The 17,356-nt window shown below is 54.5% G+C and carries 18 protein-coding genes, 1 tRNA gene and 1 pseudogene; 7 read left to right on the top strand and 13 right to left on the bottom strand.

The features are described 5' to 3' along the window. Window positions 1–791: pseudogene (locus WBJ47_RS02600) on the bottom strand (hypothetical protein); the annotation flags it as partial. 262 nt (window positions 792–1,053) lie between these two features. On the opposite strand from WBJ47_RS02600, the gene WBJ47_RS02595 reads away from it, so the two are divergent. After that, a complete protein-coding gene (locus tag WBJ47_RS02595; RefSeq protein ID WP_424585619.1) occupies window positions 1,054–2,064 on the top strand; it encodes an MBL fold metallo-hydrolase in 1,011 nt (336 codons plus the stop codon). Between the two features lie 2 nt (window positions 2,065–2,066). After that, the gene (locus tag WBJ47_RS02590) at window positions 2,067–2,819 is read left to right on the top strand and encodes a hypothetical protein (RefSeq protein WP_422244823.1); all 753 of its coding nucleotides are present in this window, start codon (window positions 2,067–2,069) and stop codon (window positions 2,817–2,819) included. 123 nt (window positions 2,820–2,942) lie between these two features. Here WBJ47_RS02590 and WBJ47_RS02585 read toward each other — a convergent pair. From WBJ47_RS02585 to cysS, 6 genes are all read right to left on the bottom strand, one after another. After that, window positions 2,943–3,036, bottom strand: a tRNA-Ser gene (locus tag WBJ47_RS02585). 58 nt (window positions 3,037–3,094) lie between these two features. After that, entirely contained in the window at window positions 3,095–4,360 is a 1,266-nt protein-coding gene (locus WBJ47_RS02580) for an aspartate kinase (RefSeq protein WP_422244822.1), read from the bottom strand. 43 nt (window positions 4,361–4,403) lie between these two features. Further along, a complete protein-coding gene (gene tilS, locus WBJ47_RS02575; RefSeq protein WP_422244831.1) occupies window positions 4,404–5,408 on the bottom strand; it encodes a tRNA lysidine(34) synthetase TilS in 1,005 nt (334 codons plus the stop codon). Between the two features lie 34 nt (window positions 5,409–5,442). Beyond that, entirely contained in the window at window positions 5,443–6,408 is a 966-nt protein-coding gene (locus WBJ47_RS02570; protein WP_422244820.1) for an acetyl-CoA carboxylase carboxyltransferase subunit alpha, read from the bottom strand. A gap of 32 nt (window positions 6,409–6,440) precedes the next feature. After that, a complete protein-coding gene (locus tag WBJ47_RS02565; protein WP_422244819.1) occupies window positions 6,441–7,085 on the bottom strand; it encodes a DNA-3-methyladenine glycosylase family protein in 645 nt (214 codons plus the stop codon). A 10-nt stretch (window positions 7,086–7,095) separates the two neighbouring features. Further along, on the bottom strand, window positions 7,096–8,601 hold the full coding sequence (gene cysS / locus WBJ47_RS02560) for a cysteine--tRNA ligase (RefSeq protein ID WP_422244818.1): 1,506 nt from the start codon (window positions 8,599–8,601) through the stop codon (window positions 7,096–7,098). 77 nt (window positions 8,602–8,678) lie between these two features. On the opposite strand from cysS, the gene WBJ47_RS02555 reads away from it, so the two are divergent. Genes WBJ47_RS02555 through WBJ47_RS02545 form a run of 3 tightly spaced genes read left to right on the top strand, consistent with a single transcriptional unit; the run spans window position 8,679 to window position 10,871 of the window. After that, the gene (locus tag WBJ47_RS02555) at window positions 8,679–9,461 is read left to right on the top strand and encodes a tetratricopeptide repeat protein (RefSeq protein WP_422244830.1); all 783 of its coding nucleotides are present in this window, start codon (window positions 8,679–8,681) and stop codon (window positions 9,459–9,461) included. A gap of 26 nt (window positions 9,462–9,487) precedes the next feature. Beyond that, a complete protein-coding gene (locus WBJ47_RS02550; protein WP_422244828.1) occupies window positions 9,488–10,096 on the top strand; it encodes a peptidylprolyl isomerase in 609 nt (202 codons plus the stop codon). Next, complete coding sequence (locus tag WBJ47_RS02545; protein WP_422244816.1) at window positions 10,089–10,871, top strand: UDP-2,3-diacylglucosamine diphosphatase; 783 nt, start codon at window positions 10,089–10,091, stop codon at window positions 10,869–10,871. The genes WBJ47_RS02550 and WBJ47_RS02545 overlap by 8 nt, the downstream gene beginning before the upstream one ends. Window positions 10,872–10,886: 15 nt before the next feature. Here the strand turns inward: WBJ47_RS02545 and WBJ47_RS02540 are convergent, their stop codons facing one another. Both WBJ47_RS02540 and WBJ47_RS02535 read right to left on the bottom strand, forming a co-directional pair. Continuing rightward, entirely contained in the window at window positions 10,887–12,458 is a 1,572-nt protein-coding gene (locus tag WBJ47_RS02540; protein WP_422244815.1) for a TerC family protein, read from the bottom strand. Between the two features lie 115 nt (window positions 12,459–12,573). Then, on the bottom strand, window positions 12,574–13,365 hold the full coding sequence (locus WBJ47_RS02535) for an inositol monophosphatase family protein (RefSeq protein WP_422244813.1): 792 nt from the start codon (window positions 13,363–13,365) through the stop codon (window positions 12,574–12,576). Window positions 13,366–13,403: 38 nt separating this feature from the next. Here WBJ47_RS02535 and WBJ47_RS02530 point away from each other — a divergent pair, with 38 nt between their 5' ends. Together WBJ47_RS02530 and cysE are read left to right on the top strand one after the other, a co-directional pair. After that, window positions 13,404–14,231, top strand: coding sequence for an RNA methyltransferase (locus WBJ47_RS02530; protein ID WP_422244812.1), 828 nt, complete (start codon window positions 13,404–13,406; stop codon window positions 14,229–14,231). 64 nt (window positions 14,232–14,295) lie between these two features. Next, entirely contained in the window at window positions 14,296–15,096 is an 801-nt protein-coding gene (gene cysE / locus WBJ47_RS02525; protein ID WP_422244810.1) for a serine O-acetyltransferase, read from the top strand. A 36-nt stretch (window positions 15,097–15,132) separates the two neighbouring features. On the opposite strand, the gene WBJ47_RS02520 is transcribed toward cysE, so the two are convergent. The 4 genes from WBJ47_RS02520 to WBJ47_RS02505 are packed head-to-tail and all read right to left on the bottom strand — an operon-like array spanning window position 15,133 to window position 17,270. Beyond that, on the bottom strand, window positions 15,133–15,621 hold the full coding sequence (locus WBJ47_RS02520) for a hypothetical protein (protein ID WP_422244808.1): 489 nt from the start codon (window positions 15,619–15,621) through the stop codon (window positions 15,133–15,135). Continuing rightward, window positions 15,618–15,905 (bottom strand): nucleotidyltransferase domain-containing protein, encoded by a 288-nt coding sequence (locus WBJ47_RS02515; protein ID WP_422244806.1) that lies wholly within the window; start codon window positions 15,903–15,905, stop codon window positions 15,618–15,620. The genes WBJ47_RS02520 and WBJ47_RS02515 overlap by 4 nt, the downstream gene beginning before the upstream one ends. Window positions 15,906–15,941: 36 nt before the next feature. Further along, window positions 15,942–16,586, bottom strand: a complete 645-nt coding sequence (locus tag WBJ47_RS02510) for a 3-oxoacid CoA-transferase subunit B (RefSeq protein WP_422244804.1) — start codon at window positions 16,584–16,586, stop codon at window positions 15,942–15,944. Between the two features lie 3 nt (window positions 16,587–16,589). Continuing rightward, on the bottom strand, window positions 16,590–17,270 hold the full coding sequence (locus tag WBJ47_RS02505) for a 3-oxoacid CoA-transferase subunit A (protein ID WP_422244803.1): 681 nt from the start codon (window positions 17,268–17,270) through the stop codon (window positions 16,590–16,592). Between the last annotated feature and the right edge of the window lie 86 nt (window positions 17,271–17,356).

The following is a 17,356-nucleotide window of genomic DNA, read 5'->3' as shown; positions in this document are numbered from 1 at the left end:
GCCATAATCGTGCTCGACACTGGAACAGAGAAGGCCAAACTTGATGCCTCTCCATTTAAGGTGGTCAGGGTGCCACCACTCAACACAGGATTGGCTGTCGTGCCAACTGAACTCAAGGCAACGGTATCGCCGGGGCCGATATCAATGGGCGGAAGAGTAAATCCAGATAAAACAAGATCCCAGACACTTCCCGAACTATTCAATAGAGACCAAGTCCCCGCACCGTATGTTCCAGAGGTCACACTCAGATGACTGAGTGTCAAACCAGATAAAACAGAACTGTAGGTACCATCGGCGACAGTGGAGCCCGCATAAATACCAAAAATCGTTGATCCCGAAGGGCTCGCGACACTCAACTTGCCGAAGTCACTCGGGCTATTAATGATGATGTTGTAGTTCACAGGCAAGATGCCGGTGTAGGTCAAGGCGCTGCCACTGGCGCCTTGCTTATTGTTAATAGTTGTAATGACACCGGCGTTAAAAATGCCCGCAGTACCGCCAGTGATCGTGCCGGTATTGGACAACACACCGATGGCGGCACCACTATTATTTTTTACGCCGTAAGACGTACCGTTGATTGAACCAGCGTTGGTAAAGGTTGAGATCGACCCGCCACTATTATTTTGGACCCCCTCCGCACCACCAGTAATTTCTCCAGAACTTGTGACCTCGAAAGCGATTGATGCGCTATTGTCACAAAACGTTATTCGTGTTGAGACGGGTGACTTAAAGCTACAAGCGTTTGCATGCGATACGCCATGAAAACACACCCCCAGCACAAGCAACAGCATGAAAAGAAGGTTTGTCAGGCGGTGGACCACACGTATCTCAGGTTGATTTAGTAAGAGGATGACATATAACTTTTGGCGTATTTCAGTTTACCATCGCGCAGTTACTCAACTAGTCTTTGCTGGTATCTTTATACCAATCATCCGCTCTCTTTCACCAATGCTTTCTTAGCCAATGTTTTTTCGCACCCTTCGTTCTCGATTATTGATTTTCGCGCTCTCGGCAATCGCCTTGATTGCGGTTCTGTATGCTTTTCGACTGCCCTTGATCGAGCGAGTCATTCAACTTGCCGTGGGACATCGACTGGCGAGCAGCAACGCGGCCTATTTGCCCGACGGGCTTCATGTTGCCTTGTGTGGCGCTGGCTCACAATTTTTAGTTGATCCAAAACGCAGTGAACCATGCGTCCTCGTGCTCGCTGGCAAACAACTCTTTGTGATCGGAGCAGGCAATAAAAGCACCCAGATCATAGAAAGCATGAACTTTGGCGCCGGCGAAGTCAAAGCCGTGTTTTTGACATCGCTGCACTCGTATCAAATCAACGGCTTGGGTCAGTTATTAAACTGGAACTGGATTCTTGCTAAATCCGATCAGCCGCTACCAGTAATAGGCCCCAAGGGTGTCGCAGAAGTTGTTGCGGGTTTGAATCAAGCCTATTCCCTCGACAGCAAATACAAGCTGAACACCTTGAATCCGAACAATTTATCGCAGGCGAGTTATGGCGGACGATCCATCACGATTCGTTTTGAAAAACCTGACGACATCGCAACGATTTCAAAAACAACTGATCTAGAGGTTTTGGCTTTTCAAGTTAATGCAGCGAGCGATGCACCATCACTTGGCTATATTTTTCGCTATAAAGGTCGCAGCGCCCTCATCACTGGTGATGTGGACAAAAGCGCAGATATCGTTCGCCGAGCAAAAAATGTTGACTTGCTGGTGCATAATGCCCTATCTCCGGTGTTGATGCAGGCCTATCTGGACGGTGCTGTTAAGTCCGGCCTCACCCATGTATCCGACCTCTTTTCGTTGATCATGACGCAGCACACATCCCCTGATGAAGCCGCTCAAACCGCGGCTCAAGCATCAGTGAAATACCTGCTGCTCTCCGGTATCACGCCTCCACTGCAGATCCCCGGCGCAGAAGGCATCTTTATGGGCCAAGCCAATCAAATATATAAAGGTCCCATCAAAATAGGTGCCGACGGCGACGTGATTTCAATGCCAGCGCATTCCGATGAGTTCAACACCCGCAACATCATCACACGGTTTTAAAGATGACAGCAAGAGTCTTTCAGTTGTTCTCAAAAACGCAGGTTTTCTTTATCGTCCTAGGCTTGGTCGCGCAGCTTTCATTTTTTGACACACTACGTTATTACTTTGAACGTGGAGTGTGGGGATACCCAAGATTGGGTTGGGTCATTCCTGAGAAAGTCGTGACTTTTGGTTTATTTGAGCTGAGCTCGATCGCTGTCATCACCTTGCACGCCGCAACCAGCTTCTTGTTGTATGCCGTAGTGCTTGGGCAGTTGGGCATCATGCTTTTTATGCGCCCTTCCGACACCAAGACGCGCTTTCACCGACTGTTTGGTAGAACGATCGCTTTTGTATTCTTGCCTATCTTTGCGTTGTTTGCCCTCGTGCTCAATAGCCAAATGATTCAGTCCACCGCCAATCAGCTCCTGTTTGGTGTGATTCCCGTATTAGTCACCTGGGGCTTTGTACAAGCCATCTTTGCCGCGCGTCAGCATGAGCAAACGCGTCACCTAGACGCCATATATTTGATCATCATCTGTTTGAATGCCGCAGCCATCACGCGCCTGTGCATGGGTATGCTATATGGAATGGGCCTGTCCACTACTTTTCTGATGCAAAACCATGAGCCCGCCGCCATTGGTGCCATACTTCGCACCTTTTTGCTGATTGTGATCTTGAGCGGATCGTATCTTTCGTGTGACAGGTTTAAAGACAACTACAAGCCTATCTTGTTTTTAAGCGTTGTTTGGGGCGTCGCGATATGGCTTGTATAAGCTTTTAAATTTTTCAGAGACTATTACCAAAAAATGCAGAAGCTCAAGATTGTGCATTAACTGAAGATTTAAAAATGCAAAACAAAAAAGCACCCGAAGGTGCTTAATTTGCAAAAAGAGATTTGGCGGAGGCGCAGGGATTCGAACCCTGGATGCAAGTTTTAGCTCACATACTCCCTTAGCAGGGGAGCCCCTTCAGCCGCTCGGGCACGCCTCCAAACCAAGGCGCTATTCTAGCATGACGAATAGCGCCTTTTTTAACTCAGACTACATCCTTAAACTTTGGTCGGTGCAGCCGTTTCCAGACCGAAAGCTTTGTGCAGGGCGCGCACGGCGAGCTCCATGTACTTGTCTTCGATCAAGACCGAGGTTTTGATCTCGCTGGTGCTGATCATCTGGATGTTGATGTTCTCTGCGGCCAGTGTTTTAAACATCAGGCTGGCCACGCCAGCGTGTGAGCGCATACCGATACCGACGATCGAGACTTTAGCGACTTTGTCGTCCGAGACGATCTCGCGGGCGCCTACGTCAGGGCCGACCTGACCGGTGAGCAAAGCCAGGGTACGCGCAAACTCGTTGCGGTGAACCGTAAAGGAAAAGTCGGTCGTGCCGGCCACGGACTGGTTTTGCACGATCATATCGACGTCGATGTTGGCGTCGGCGACTTTGCCCAGGATTGCGTAGGCGACGCCTGGCTTGTCAGGTACGCCCAACAAAGTAACCTTGGCTTCGTCGCGGCTAAAGGCGATGCCCGAGACAACAGCTGCTTCCATTTTTTCGTCTTCCTCAAAAGTAATCAGGGTGCCGGAACGCATTTCTTCGTCCAGCGACATGTCGGGGTCGGTCAGTGATGACAACACACGGGTAGGCACACGGTATTTGCCGGCAAACTCAACCGAGCGAATCTGCAACACCTTGGAACCCAGCGAGGCCATCTCGAGCATTTCTTCGAACGAGATCACGTTCAGGCGGCGGGCATCGGGCTCGACGCGTGGATCGGTCGTATAGACACCATCCACGTCGGTATAGATCAGACACTCGTCCGCCTTTAAAGCCGCGGCGACTGCCACAGCGGAGGTGTCTGAGCCACCGCGACCGAGTGTGGTGATATTGCCTGCATCATCCACGCCCTGAAAGCCGGTGACCACCACGACACGACCTGCATCGAGATCCGCGCGAATGCGCTTGTCGTCAATGCCGGTGATGCGTGCCTTGGTGTAGGCGGAGTCAGTACGAATCGGGACCTGCCAGCCAGCGTAGCTACGAGCCTGGAGGCCAGCTGCCTGAAGAGCGATCGCCAAGAGGCCACTCGAAGCCTGCTCGCCAGTGGCGGCAATCATATCGAGCTCGCGACCATCAGCCGAGTCCGAGAGCTCGCGGGCCAGGCCCAACAAGCGATTGGTTTCGCCGGACATGGCAGACGGCACCACGACAACCTGGTGGCCAGCCGCATGCCATTTGGCGACGCGGCGCGCGACGTTTTTAATGCGCTCGACGGATCCCATGGAGGTCCCGCCGTACTTATGAACGATAAGTGACATGATTTAGGGTAAAAACGGAGAGGCAGATGCAAAGTCCACTATTTTAGCCCGAAGACAGCGATACTCGCCCGCGCAGGCAGCGCACAGTATGGGAATCGTGTTGCCACAGCAACTCACGGTCGTGCCCAAGGGCATGTAATTGCCTCAATTGGCGCATTAAATCAGCCAATCGACGCTCGCCGGGCATGGCGACCTGCTGCTGATCGAGCCAATAGCGCAGTACCAAGGCCTGCCGGGCCGGGCTCAAGTCCCGCCAGGCCTTGAGGCTAAAGCTCTGGCCAGACGCATCGGGCTCCAGCGTTTGCCAATCCAGTGCCGCGACCTCGTCGAGAATCTCGCTCACGTCAGCCGCCTGTCTGGCATGACGCACCAGTGTCTGCCGCCAGGCGGGCCAGTGTTGTTCTAAAACCGGCACAAGCTCGGTTCTGAACGCCCCCCGCTTGTATTGCGGATCGGCATTACTGGCGTCCTCGACTGCTTGCCAGCCAGTCCGGCTCGCATAATCCTGGGCGATCGCCACCAACTCCGCACGCTCAATCTCCAACCAAGGGCGCAACAAGCGCATGCCCTGACGCGAGACATCATCTTGCATGGCGCTGAGTCCCAACACCCCTGCCCCGCGCAACAAACGCAGCAGCACGGTCTCGGCCTGATCTTGTTGATGATGCGCGAGCAGGATCGCAGCGACCTGATGTTCGCTGGCGAGTGCGGCCAGGGCCTGATAACGGGCCTCGCGCGCCGAGGCTTCAGTACCGAGCCCCTGCCCCAGATCAACTTGTACATGGCGCACGACCAAAGACACCTTGAGCGCACGTGCGAACGCAGTCAAGTGCTCAGCCCAGGCATCGGCCTCCGGCATCAAGCCGTGATGAATATGGAAAAAATAAAGGGGTTGGCTACGCTGTGCGCAGACCTCGGCGGCCACCAAGGCCAGCGCGACGGAATCCGTCCCGCCGCTCAAGGCGACGGCGACGGCTTGCTCTGAGGAAAGATTGGCCAGCGCCTGTTGGATTGCCCGCAGAGGGGCCTCGGGCCAGGCGCTGTTCATACAAGTGCGCAAGGAGGCACCAGAGGCACCGCCCTTAGGCGCGCACCTCTTGGAAACTTCCGTAAGACAGCAAGCGCTCCAGCCGATGATCGATCAATTGCTGAGGCGTCATGCCCGACAACGAACGCAAAGAATCCGCCAGGGAACGACGCAACAAGCGTGCCATCACACGAGGATCGCGATGCGCACCACCGACGGGTTCGTTGACAATCTTGTCGATCAAACCGAAATCTTTCAAACGATCAGCGGTAATTGCTAACGCGGCCGCTGCCTCAGAGGCCTTGTCGGCACTGCGCCACAAAATCGAGGCGCAACCCTCAGGAGAAATCACCGAGTACGTGGAGTATTGCAACATCAACACAACGTTACCAACCGCGATCGCCAACGCGCCACCCGAACCACCCTCACCAATAATGGTGGAGATGATCGGCACCTTGAGCTCAGCCATGGCGTAGAGATTGTGTCCGATGGCTTCGGACTGACCGCGCTCCTCGGCACCCACACCAGGATAGGCACCGGGGGTGTCGACAAAGGTAAACACAGGCAGGTTGAATTTTTCCGCGAGACGCATCAGGCGCATGGCTTTGCGATAGCCCTCGGGACGTGGCATACCAAAGTTGCGCGCGGCGCGTTCTTTGGTGTCACGACCTTTTTGATGACCGATCACCATGCAAGGCGTACCGTTAAATCGCGCCATCCCGCCCACGATCGACAAGTCGTCCGCGAACATGCGATCACCATGCAGCTCGTGAAAATCAGTAAAGATTTCACGCACATAATCCAACGTGTAGGGACGCTGCGGATGCCGCGCGACCATCGAGGTCTGCCAGGGCGTCAGCTTGGAGTAAATCTCTTTGGCCAGCGTCTGGCTTTTTTGTTGCAGTCGACTGATTTCGTCCGAGATATCCACGGCCGAATCCGCCTGCACATAGCGCAGTTGTTCGATCTTGCCCTCGAGCTCGCCAAGGGGTTGTTCAAATTCGAGAAAAGTATTGCGCATGTCTGTGTGTGCTCATTCAATCTGAGGTGCGCTTAGTATTCCACCGGAGTGGGATCTAAGCAGCGCCATAAATACCAAGTCGCGACCGTGCACCACGGCTGCCATCCTTGGGCCACTTCTCGGGCTTCAAAGCGGGAGACAGGCTCACCGCTGAAGTAGTGTAACGAGATTGCCTTTAATAGTCCGACATCATCTAGCGGCAAAATATTAGGCCGCTGTAGATTAAAAATCAAAAACATCTCTGCCGTCCAGCGTCCAATCCCCCGGATGGCGGTCAATTCGGCAATAACTTCCTCGTCTTCCATCGTGGCCCACTTGGGAGGGCGCACCAGTTTGTCAAGAAAATGCGTTGAAAGATCAAGGACATATTCAGATTTGCGGCCCGACAAGCCGGCTGCGCGCAGTCGTTCCATACCTGCGGCTTGTACGCTCGCAGGAGTAGGTCGCTTGCCGCATTCGAGCAAAAACTTTTGCCAGACCGACTCGGCAGCTTTGACGGAAATTTGTTGACCGATGATGGAACGCGCGAGGGTGATAAAAGGATTGCCGCGTGTAGTGAGAAAAATATCCGGGTGCTTGGGGATAATTTTTTTCATGATGCGATCACGCCGCATCAATTGAGCAGTCGCCGAGTCCCAATAATCGGGCTTACCAAGTGCGAGATCAGAACGGGGCATCAGATAAACCTTAGGCGCGGCGCCACTGAGTCAGGCCACCGGGCTTGTCATCAAGCTCAACACCTGCATTTTTCAGTGTCGCACGAATCTGATCCGCCTCAGCGAAATTTTTTGCCGCTTTGGCCGCCGCGCGTGCAGCGATCAAGGTTTCGATCTCAGTCTCAGACAGCGCTGCCGCAGGGGCTTGTGCCGACCCTGCAGAACCCTGCTCAATTGCACGGCGGGTATAGCGTGTCGGGCTTTGAAAATAAACAACTGGATCTTTTTGCAATAGTCCCAAAAGCGCAGCGAGTGCCTTGAGCTGTGAGACCAAGGCGGGATCTTTGCTGCGATTGACCTCGCTTGCCAGCTCAAACAAAGCCGCCACTGCGCCCGCGCTATTAAAGTCGTCGTTCATGGCCTCACGAAACGCGATCGCCTGAGGCGCCTGCCAATCAATCTCGACCGTCCCTGGAGCAGGTGGGCAATTTTGCAAGGTCTGATAGAGTCGATCAAGCGACAGCTGCGCATCAATCAAATTATCTGGCGCGTAGTTTTGCGCGCTACGGTAGTGATTGCGCACGATAAAGAAACGCAGCATCTCGGCTTCGCGCGGGTTGACCTCGTATTCGGCGCTCTCACCCGCCGCAGGCTGGCTATCCGAGGACGCAGCATTCTGCACACCAATGGTCTGACGAATCGTGCGGAAATTACCCAATGACTTGGACATTTTTTCCGCATCGACCATCAAAGGTCCGCAATGCATCCAGTTGTTGGCCAGCGTGCCACCAAAAGCGCCTTCAGTCTGGGCGATCTCGTTTTCGTGATGGGGAAACTTGAGGTCCGGGCCGCCACCATGGATATCCAAAGGCAAGCTCAGGAGGGCTTTGCTCATGGCCGAGCATTCAATGTGCCAGCCTGGACGCCCCCAGCCATAGGGAGAATCCCAGCGGGTGTCCGCAGGCTCATGCTCCTTGGCAGATTTCCACAAGACAAAATCCAGCGGGTCACGCTTGGACGACGCGACGGCTACGCGCTCGCCGGCGCGCAAATCATCGAGGGTCTTGCCCGACAGCTTGCCGTAGTCCGGAAACTCGCGGACCGCGAAATTGACGTCGCCATCAACAGCGTGATAGGCCAGGCCTTTTTGCTCGAGCTTGCCGATGATGTCCAGCATATCGCCCACATATTCGGTCGCGCAGGGCTGCTGGTCGGGCGACTGGACGGATAAGGCACGCTCGTCGGCGTGCATCGCATCGATGTAATAAGACGTCACCTCACCGAGGCGGCGATTGGTTTCCACCGCGCGGCGGATAATTTTGTCATCAATATCAGTGATGTTACGCACATATTGCACCTGATAGCCCGAGGCGCGCAGCCAGCGCTGCACCACGTCAAAGCTGACCAGCATCCGGGCGTGGCCTAGGTGGCAATAATCGTATACCGTCATGCCACACACATATAACCCTACTTGGCCGGGCTGTACCGGGCGAAAGGGGCGCTTGGAGCGGGACAATGAGTCGTAGATCTGTAGCATGCGTGTGGTCAGTCAAAAGCAGGGCTAAAATGCAGATCAACAAGTATAGCAATTGAGGGTTCTACGACTTGAAGCTGGTGAAAAAAACGCGTTCGATCACGACCCAGAGGGGGTCGATAGCCTCGGCCGCCGCCCTGTGCCTGTCGGTGCTTTTGCACCTGCCTGCGCACGCCCAGATCAATCTGGGTGGGAGTACGCCGACCACGCTAAACCCTCTGGCCAGCGACCCGACAGACACGGCCGGTAATCAGACGCCACGCAACAGTTTGCCGTCAGCCCTGCCAAATTCCGCCAATACGATCTTGGGGGACAAGGCGCCTGAAGGCGGTTGGGACGGACTGGCCAAGCTGCTCGAAGCACTTGCCCCCTCCGTGGACACCAGCGTTCCACTGACGCCGACTGAAATCTCAAACAGAATCGATGGTTTGATTCGCGCCGGTCGCCTCAAAGAAGCCCTGCAAAACATTGAGGCACGCCAAGCAGTCGAGGCCCTGCGCCACACGCCAGGCACCGACGTACAACTGATGTTTTTGCATGCCCGCATTTTGGCTGAAATGAATCGCCCTGCCGAGGCAGAGGCGGTCTACCTCCAGATGACGACGCGTTTTCCGGAGCTCCCTGAGCCCTGGAACAACCTGGCGGCGCTTTACGTCAAGCGTAACGAATTGGATCAGGCTCGGCGCGCCCTCGAAATAGCGATCATGATCAATCCAAAATATTCGATCGCACAAGCCAATCTTGGCGATGTGCAAATGAATCTCGCGCTGCGGGCCTATCAAAACGCAGCGCAAGCAGGTGTGCCAGGACTGGCCCCTAAAATTAAACGTGTCAAAGAACTACTTGAGGGTTCTGCAAAATGAAATTTTCTACTTATGGGCTGCGTATCATGCGCTGCCTCGCACTGGTCGGTATGATTCCGCTGGTGTCTTTATCGGCCCAAGCGGCCTCTCCTTCCAACTCGACTCAAAAACAAGGCGTTACTTCAATGAGCACATCACCTCGCGTCAAAATGTCCACCAATCAGGGCGACTTCATCATTTCTCTGAATGCTGAAAAAGCACCCAAGACCGTGGCTAACTTCCTCGAATACGTCAAAGACGGCTTTTTTGATGGCACGATTTTTCACCGCGTGATTGATGGCTTTATGATTCAGGGCGGTGGTTTTGAGCCAGGCCTCAAGCAAAAGCCCACCAAGGCGCCTGTTGAAAACGAAGCCAACAATGGCTTGAAAAACAACAAGTACACACTCGCAATGGCCCGCACTAGCGATCCACACTCCGCCACGGCACAATTTTTCATTAACGTCGCCAACAACGACTTCCTGAACCACACTGCGCCTACGGCTCAGGGTTGGGGCTACGCCGTGTTTGGCGAAGTCGTCGAGGGCCAGGACGTGATCGACAAAATGAAAGGCGTCCCAACTGCGAACAGCGGCTTTCATCAAAACGTTCCGACCAATGATGTCGTGATTACAAAGGCTGTTGTCCTTGAATAAGATCGAACTCGACGGACCGGTATGGCTTGCCTCAGATGTTCATCTCGGGCAGCACACTACCGGCACCGCAGAAGCCTTCCGTGACTTTCTCAAACTCGCAGCCAGCGAGGCTTCGGCCTTGCTGTTGCCGGGTGATATTTTTGATGCATGGATTGGTGACGATGTTGCCGTGGTGGCCCCACCTTGGCTGGCTCAGGACCTCATGGCGCTCAAAGCCTGTGCGGCACAAATCCCTGTCTGGCTGGGCCGCGGCAACCGCGATTTTCTGATGGGTGGCGCACTCGCTGCTGGAGTCGGTGCACAATTATTGCCCGAACAAGTCCTGGTGACCGTTGCCGGACACACTATGCTCTTGAGTCACGGTGATGAATATTGCACCGATGATGTGGCCTATCAGCAGTTTAGAGCCATGGTTCGCAACCCTGCGTGGCAATCTGGCTTTTTATCCAAGAGCATTCCTGAGCGCCTGAGCCTCGCAGCACAAGCGCGTGGCGAAAGCATGGTCGCCAACCAGACCAAGTCAATGGATATTATGGACGTCAATGCAGAAGCCGTTGCTGAAGCGATTCGCAGCGCTGGCGTCTCTCTAGTGGTGCATGGTCATACGCATCGCCCAGGCCGCTATGTCCTGAACGTGGATGGCAAGGTCTGCGAACGTTGGGTGTTACCTGACTGGGACTGCGAGCCGACAGCACCCGAGGGGAAAATGCGCGGTGGCTGGATGATCATTGATGAGGATGGCCCGGCGCTGTTCGATCTGGAACAGGCCGAGTAATCCCACTCCTTGGCCCTACCCTGTAGCGTCCTCGGGCTCCTCGGCCAGACGCTGCACTTTGACTTGAGCAATGCGACGACCATCGATCTGCATCACTTCGAACTTGAAGCTGGCATGCTGGCCCTTGAACGCACACTGGTCGCCTCGCACAGGTAACTGACCAAACCTGTCCAGCAAGTATCCTGCGAGCGTGATGTACTCCTGATCGTCGTTGACCAGGCCTTCTGTCTCGAGCACTTGCTCGAGATGGTGCAAGTCTGCGGCGCCATCCACTAGCCACTGTCCTTCACCGTCAGACACGATGTCGGGCGTTTCGTCCTCGTCGGGAAACTCTCCAGCAATCGCTTCGAACACATCAATCGGCGTGACCAGCCCCTGAATCGCACCAAACTCATCGGCCACAAGAACTAACTGGCCTCGGGAGCGTTTAAGCGTATCCATCAAACTGATGATGCTGATCGTATCGTGAACAATAATCGGCTCACGTAAACCATTGCGACGGATATTGCCGTGTGTCAACAAATCCGCGATCATTTCTTTGGCGCGGCCAATTCCGACCACGTCATCTACCGAGCCCCGGCACACTGGAAAGAAGCTGTGGGGAACCATCGCAATCTGTTTTTGAATTTCCTGAGGATCATCATCAAGATTGATCCAGGAGATCTCTGTACGCGGTGTCATCACAGAGTGAACCGAGCGCTCAGCCAGGGTCAGAACGCCACTGACCATGTTGCGCTCTTCTACGCCAAACGCAATGCGTTCAGGTTGCCCCTGAGGGGTCGGCTGATCTTCGACAATCTCGTCAGGCAGACGCTTACCCAGCATCCGCAGCACAGTTTCAGCGGTCCGTTCGCGCATCGGGCGCTTTGACTCAAGCTTTAAGCCCTTGTGACGGGCCAATTGGTTGAGCATCTCGATTAAGACCGAGAAACCAATCGCCGCGTAGAGATAGCCCTTGGGAATCTGGAAACCAAAACCCTCGCCCACGAGCGAAAAGCCGATCATCAGCAAAAAGCCCAAGCACAGCACGACCACCGTGGGGTGAGCGTTGACGAAGCGTGTCAGAGGCTTGGAGGCTAACAACATGATGACCATCGCGATCACGACTGCCGTCATCATGACCGATAAGTCATCCACCATCCCCACGGCCGTAATCACCGCATCGATAGAAAATACGGCATCGAGCACCACGATCTGAGTCACGATGACCCAAAAGCTCGCATACACACGTGCATTACTGACCTCAGCGCGCTTGCCCTCTAGTCGCTCATGCAACTCCAACGTACCTTTGAATAACAGGAAAAAGCCGCCCACGATCAGGATGAGATCCCGACCAGAGAGCTGAAAACCCCAAAAAGAGACGAGAGGAGAAGTGAGCTGGACAAGCCAGGACATCCCAGCCAGCAGGCCAAGACGCATCAGCAGCGCAAGGGAGAGTCCAATGACGCGGGCGCGCTCACGCTCCGCTGGAGGAAGCTTATCCGCAAGGATAGCGATAAAAATCAGGTTGTCGATGCCGAGAACGATCTCTAGCACCACGAGCGTTAAAAGTCCGACCCATATCGTTGGGTCGAGCAGCCACTCCATTGAGGGCTCCAAGAGTTAATCAGTCTGACATAGTACCTGATCGACTCTGGAGTTGTCCCGAATGAAGCTAAGTATTGCTTTTATTATGCCCGCCTCCAGAGGCAGGCATTCGCGCTTAGACGCGCAAGTGCGCCAACATTTGGGTAAAGATTTTTGGATTGGCGGCGATTACATTGCCAGAATCCATCCAAGTCTGTTCACCTTGCAGGTCGCCGATCAAGCCACCCGCCTCAAGAACCATCAAGCTGGCTGCCGCCATATCCCACTGCTTGAGACCCAAACCACAAAAACCATCCAACCGGCCTGCCGCAACATAGGCAAGATCCAGCACAGCTGAGCCCGAGCGACGCACGCCCGCACAACCCTGAGCCATTTCCATAAAACGGGGCTGGGAGGCACCGTCGGGGCCGATCGAACCGGGCCACCGCGCGCCTAACAAGGCATCGTGATATTTCAGTTGTGACGACACACGCATGCGACGATCATTCAAAAACGCGCCACCGCCTCGACTCGCGGAAAACAACTCGTTACGTGCCGGGTCATAAATCACGGCCTGCGTGACCTGACCGAACTGTCGCAACGCAATAGAAATCGCATAGGTCGGAAAACCATGGATGAAGTTGGTCGTGCCATCAAGCGGGTCAATTACCCATTCATTGGCGGGCAAATCACCCTCGGGAGTATCGCCGCGTTGATAGCCAGACTCCTCGCCCAAAAAGGCGTGATCAGGATAGGCCGAGCGCAGCATTTCAATGATGGCCTCTTCGGCGGCACGGTCGACTTCCGTGACATAATCTCTTGGCCCTTTACGGGCGATTTGCAATCGATCAAGTTCGAGACTCGCGCGGTTGATAATGGTTCCGGCGCGCCGGGCCGCCTTGATGGCGGTATTAAGCATCGGGTGCATGAGCGTATTGTTTTCTATTGAATAAAGCAGAATTTTAAATGACTTCCGACTTTTCCCGTGTTCGCTTCATTATGACCGAGCCTAGCCACCCCGGAAACGTCGGTTCGGCAGCCCGCGCCATCAAGACAATGGGCTTTGAAGACTTGGTCCTCGTGGCCCCCAAAACCCCTGAAATCACCCTTCAGCCCGAAGCGATCGCCTTGGCAAGCGGTGCGGGAGACGTGCTGGCGCAGGCCCAGACTTTTGAGAATCTTAAAGATGCCTTGGCTCCGGTGACGCTGGCATTTGCCCTGACCGCCCGAGAACGCGACCTCGGACCACCTGCCTGCGACATCCGCGAAGCAGCACAGATGGCGCAGCTGCACCTCAACGAGCACCCAGAGGGCCGTATCGCGCTCGTGGTGGGCACTGAGCGGTCTGGGCTCACCAATGAGCACATTGAGCTCTGCCATCGCGTCTGCCATATTCCTGCCAATCCAGCCTACAGCTCACTCAATGTTTCCCAAGCCATGCAGCTCGGTGCCTGGGAACTCCGCTACGCCTTGTTACAAGGCATAGCCAGCCAGGGCAGCCCCGAGGGGACGAGTCCCTCCCCACGCATCCCCTCCTTGATTGTGCCTAAACCGCCCACCAAACACCCAGGCAGTCAGCCCGCAAGCGGCGAGGCCGTTCAAGCCCTGCTCGCACACTGGCAAGAAGCGCTTGAGGCGGTGCGTTTTTTAGACCCCGAGCACCCCAAAAAACTCATGCCTCGCATGCGTCACTTGTTTAATCGTTCCGACTTAAGCAAAGACGAAGTCGACATGTTGCGCGGGGTCTGTACCGCGATGATCGCGACCGCTCGGAAAAACAGCCCCTCTACCTAACAAACCATCCTCTTAAACTGGTTACTATCAAGCGGTATTCCATCTCTGCGGTAGCATCACAGTCATGTTTAAAAAACTACGCGAAGATATAGCCTGTATTTTGGAACGAGATCCTGCCGCACGCAGCAAACTCGAGGTCCTCACATGCTACCCAGGCTTGCACGCGATCATGGCCCATCGCCTAGCCCATCGTTTGTGGACAGCGCATTTTTATTGGTTGGGACGTTTCATCTCACATCTGAGCCGAATGTTGACGGGAATTGAAATCCATCCTGGTGCAAAAATTGGTCGTCGGGTTTTTATCGATCACGGCTTTGGTGTGGTAATCGGTGAGACAGCCGAAATCGGTGATGATTGCACCATTTATCAGGGCGTGACACTAGGCGGCACACGGCTCTACAAAGGCGCCAAGCGGCACCCTACGCTCGGCAAAGGTGTCGTCGTGGGTGCAGGTGCCCAAGTACTGGGTGGTTTTTTAGTCGGCGATGGTGCGCGCATTGGCTCCAATGCGGTGGTGGTCAAACCCGTCCCAGCGCATGCGACTGCAGTGGGCAACCCCGCACGCGTGATTGAAAAAGACAGCGAAGAGCAGGCCCCGTCTTCAGCAACCTCTTCTTCAGAAACCTCTTCAGCAACCTCTTCAGCAACCGCTTCAGCTCCCGCTATTTTGATTGCCGCCTATGCGGTCGATCCAGGCGCCGCAGACCCGTTGAACAAGGTCCTAAACGAACTCATCACCCATGTTGCCCGTCAAGATGCGCGCATCTCGAGCCTGTGTCAGTCACTCGAGGCGATGGGTTCCAAAATTCAGGACACCTCACCGCCTTTAGATTCACAGAAACTTACAAAAATTGTGGATGAGTAGTTCACTATGAGGGTTTGAACGCTCAGCCAAAGAGATTTAATTGAGCGATATCGCAATACGTCTTTGCGCCTGGACCACAAACCGCCCAGCGGTGTCGACTAATGTGTGGACAAACTCATGGCCTACTTTAAGAGCATTGGACAAGATCACTAGATCTTCTATGTATTCGTGGACCATTTGATTGCGTAGCTTACGCATTTCCAACCAGTCATCTGTGGATTCGAGCCATCCAAGTTTTTCCGCACGATCAAGATTATCAATCGCCGAAGCTTTTGGCTCAGCCAAAGCATCTAAAAGTGTGGGCAAAAACTTGTCAGCCAAGGTGTCCTGCAGTCGTCCAAAACGACTGACAAAGGCGTCAAGCCTTTCTGCCAGCAACGGATCTTGGGTAATCGCCTCTAAAGACTTCGCCGACAAAGCATCAGCAAAGAGCCGGGCGTCCGTTTCCTGCAAGTAGTGCGCTTCCTTTTGAACAACACGACAAAGGAATTGCAGACGGAGCCGAAGGCCTTCATCGAGCTTCACAGTACGACCCCAGTACGAGCCGCAACTTCATGAACAGGCTGACTCATTAGATTGGGTGCTTTCAGGACCACATCGACTTTACGTCCATTCATCGCGCGAGAAACGCGACTTGCGACGCGGGCGCTTAGAAGAGCGGGCTCTGAGACAAAACTAGGCACCTCGATCATCAAATCGACGTCTCCACCTTTAGCCGCATCATTGACCCTAGATCCAAATAAAGTGACACGCGCACTTTCCCCAAACACACCAAAAGTCGTGTCTCGGATCATTGCGATTTGGGCCAAATTCAGTCTCATACGGTTATTGAACCATACAGTCGCTTAAAACAACAGATCAAGCCCCAGTCCCGTCAGGCGGCGTAATTCTTGTTCGCCAGCACCAGAGACGTCATCCACGACGCGCACCACACCGCCTGGCTCGATCTGAAAGACTGCGATATCGGTGTAGACACGTGATACGCAGCCCAAGCCAGTCAGAGGATAGGTACATTGCTTGACGAGCTTGCTCTGACCGTCTTTGGTGAGCAACTCCATCATGACAAACACATCTTTCGCACCAGCGGCCAAATCCATGGCACCGCCGACTGCGGGAATCGCATCGGGCTCGCCGGTGGACCAGTTGGCCAGATCGCCATTGACCGCAACCTGGAACGCGCCCAGTACGCAAATATCCAGATGACCGCCACGCATCATGGCGAACGAATCCGCATGATGGAAATAGCTCCCACCCGGCAACAAGGTCACGGGCTGTTTACCCGCATTGATCAAGTCCCAGTCTTCTTCGCCAGCCGCGGGAGCGGGGCCCATACCCAACACACCATTTTCACTTTGCAGAAAAATGTCTTTGTCTTGGGGCAAATAATTGGCGACCTTGGTCGGCAAACCGATGCCAAGGTTGACGATTGCGCCTTCTGGAATATCGCGCGCCACGCGTGCGGCGATCTCATCTCTGGAGATACGTTTCATGAATTAACCTTTTGCTGCTTTCGCTGGAATGCGGACAACGCGTTTGACGTAGACGCCGGGCGTGACGATCGCCTCGGGATCGAGCTCGCCGAGCTCAACAATTTCATTGACCTGAGCGATCGTCAGCTTGGCGGCTGTCGCCATCACAGGGCAGAAGTTGCGGGCTGTTTTCCGATACACCAGATTGCCCCAGCGGTCAGCACGATGCGCACGGATCACCGCGACATCTGCTGTGATGGGGCCCTCTAAAATATAGTCCTGACCATTGATGGTCCGTACCTCTTTACCCTCGGCAAGCTGGGTCCCAACCGCGGTACGCGTAAAAAAACCACCAATCCCGGCTCCGCCAGCACGAATGCGCTCAGCGAGTGTGCCTTGTGGCACAAGTTCCAACTCAAGTTTGCCGGCGCGGTAGAGGCCGTCAAACACGTAGGAGTCCGACTGGCGTGGGAAAGAACAAATGATCTTGCGCACTTGACCCGAAGCCAACAAGGCTGCGATCCCGGTGTCGCCAGAACCTGCGTTGTTGCAGACAATCGTCAACTCACGCGCGCCCTGCTCGATCAGGCCATCAATCAGCTCATGGGGTTGCCCTGCGCCACCAAAGCCGCCTATCAGAACGGTAGACCCGTCCTGAATGCCTGCCATGGCTGCCTGCAAATCGGGCACGATTTTAGAGATCATGTTTTGTTCACCTTTGTAACGGGTCGTATTTATTTAGACGATTATAGAGAAGTCTGTCATCCCCGTGGCTTACACTAAAGGCTTCG

The sequence above is a fragment of the Zwartia sp. genome, from assembly GCF_049655405.1.
Classification (GTDB): domain Bacteria; phylum Pseudomonadota; class Gammaproteobacteria; order Burkholderiales; family Burkholderiaceae_B; genus Zwartia.
Note: the sequence above shows the minus strand (reverse complement) of the source record. Positions and strands in the feature narration are given on the sequence as shown.

Coding starts and splice junctions, on each gene's coding strand:
- WBJ47_RS02570 (WP_422244820.1), bottom strand. CDS start 6,408: ATGCGCAATACTTTTCTCGAATTTGAACAACCCCTTGGCGAGCTCGAG.
- WBJ47_RS02580 (WP_422244822.1), bottom strand. CDS start 4,360: ATGTCACTTATCGTTCATAAGTACGGCGGGACCTCCATGGGATCCGTC.
- cysS (WP_422244818.1), bottom strand. CDS start 8,601: ATGCTACAGATCTACGACTCATTGTCCCGCTCCAAGCGCCCCTTTCGC.
- WBJ47_RS02565 (WP_422244819.1), bottom strand. CDS start 7,085: ATGCCCCGTTCTGATCTCGCACTTGGTAAGCCCGATTATTGGGACTCG.
- tilS (WP_422244831.1), bottom strand. CDS start 5,408: ATGAACAGCGCCTGGCCCGAGGCCCCTCTGCGGGCAATCCAACAGGCG.
- WBJ47_RS02535 (WP_422244813.1), bottom strand. CDS start 13,365: ATGCACCCGATGCTTAATACCGCCATCAAGGCGGCCCGGCGCGCCGGA.
- WBJ47_RS02505 (WP_422244803.1), bottom strand. CDS start 17,270: ATGATCTCTAAAATCGTGCCCGATTTGCAGGCAGCCATGGCAGGCATT.
- WBJ47_RS02590 (WP_422244823.1), top strand. CDS start 2,067: ATGACAGCAAGAGTCTTTCAGTTGTTCTCAAAAACGCAGGTTTTCTTT.
- WBJ47_RS02550 (WP_422244828.1), top strand. CDS start 9,488: ATGCGCTGCCTCGCACTGGTCGGTATGATTCCGCTGGTGTCTTTATCG.
- cysE (WP_422244810.1), top strand. CDS start 14,296: ATGTTTAAAAAACTACGCGAAGATATAGCCTGTATTTTGGAACGAGAT.
- WBJ47_RS02510 (WP_422244804.1), bottom strand. CDS start 16,586: ATGAAACGTATCTCCAGAGATGAGATCGCCGCACGCGTGGCGCGCGAT.
- WBJ47_RS02530 (WP_422244812.1), top strand. CDS start 13,404: ATGACTTCCGACTTTTCCCGTGTTCGCTTCATTATGACCGAGCCTAGC.
- WBJ47_RS02540 (WP_422244815.1), bottom strand. CDS start 12,458: ATGGAGTGGCTGCTCGACCCAACGATATGGGTCGGACTTTTAACGCTC.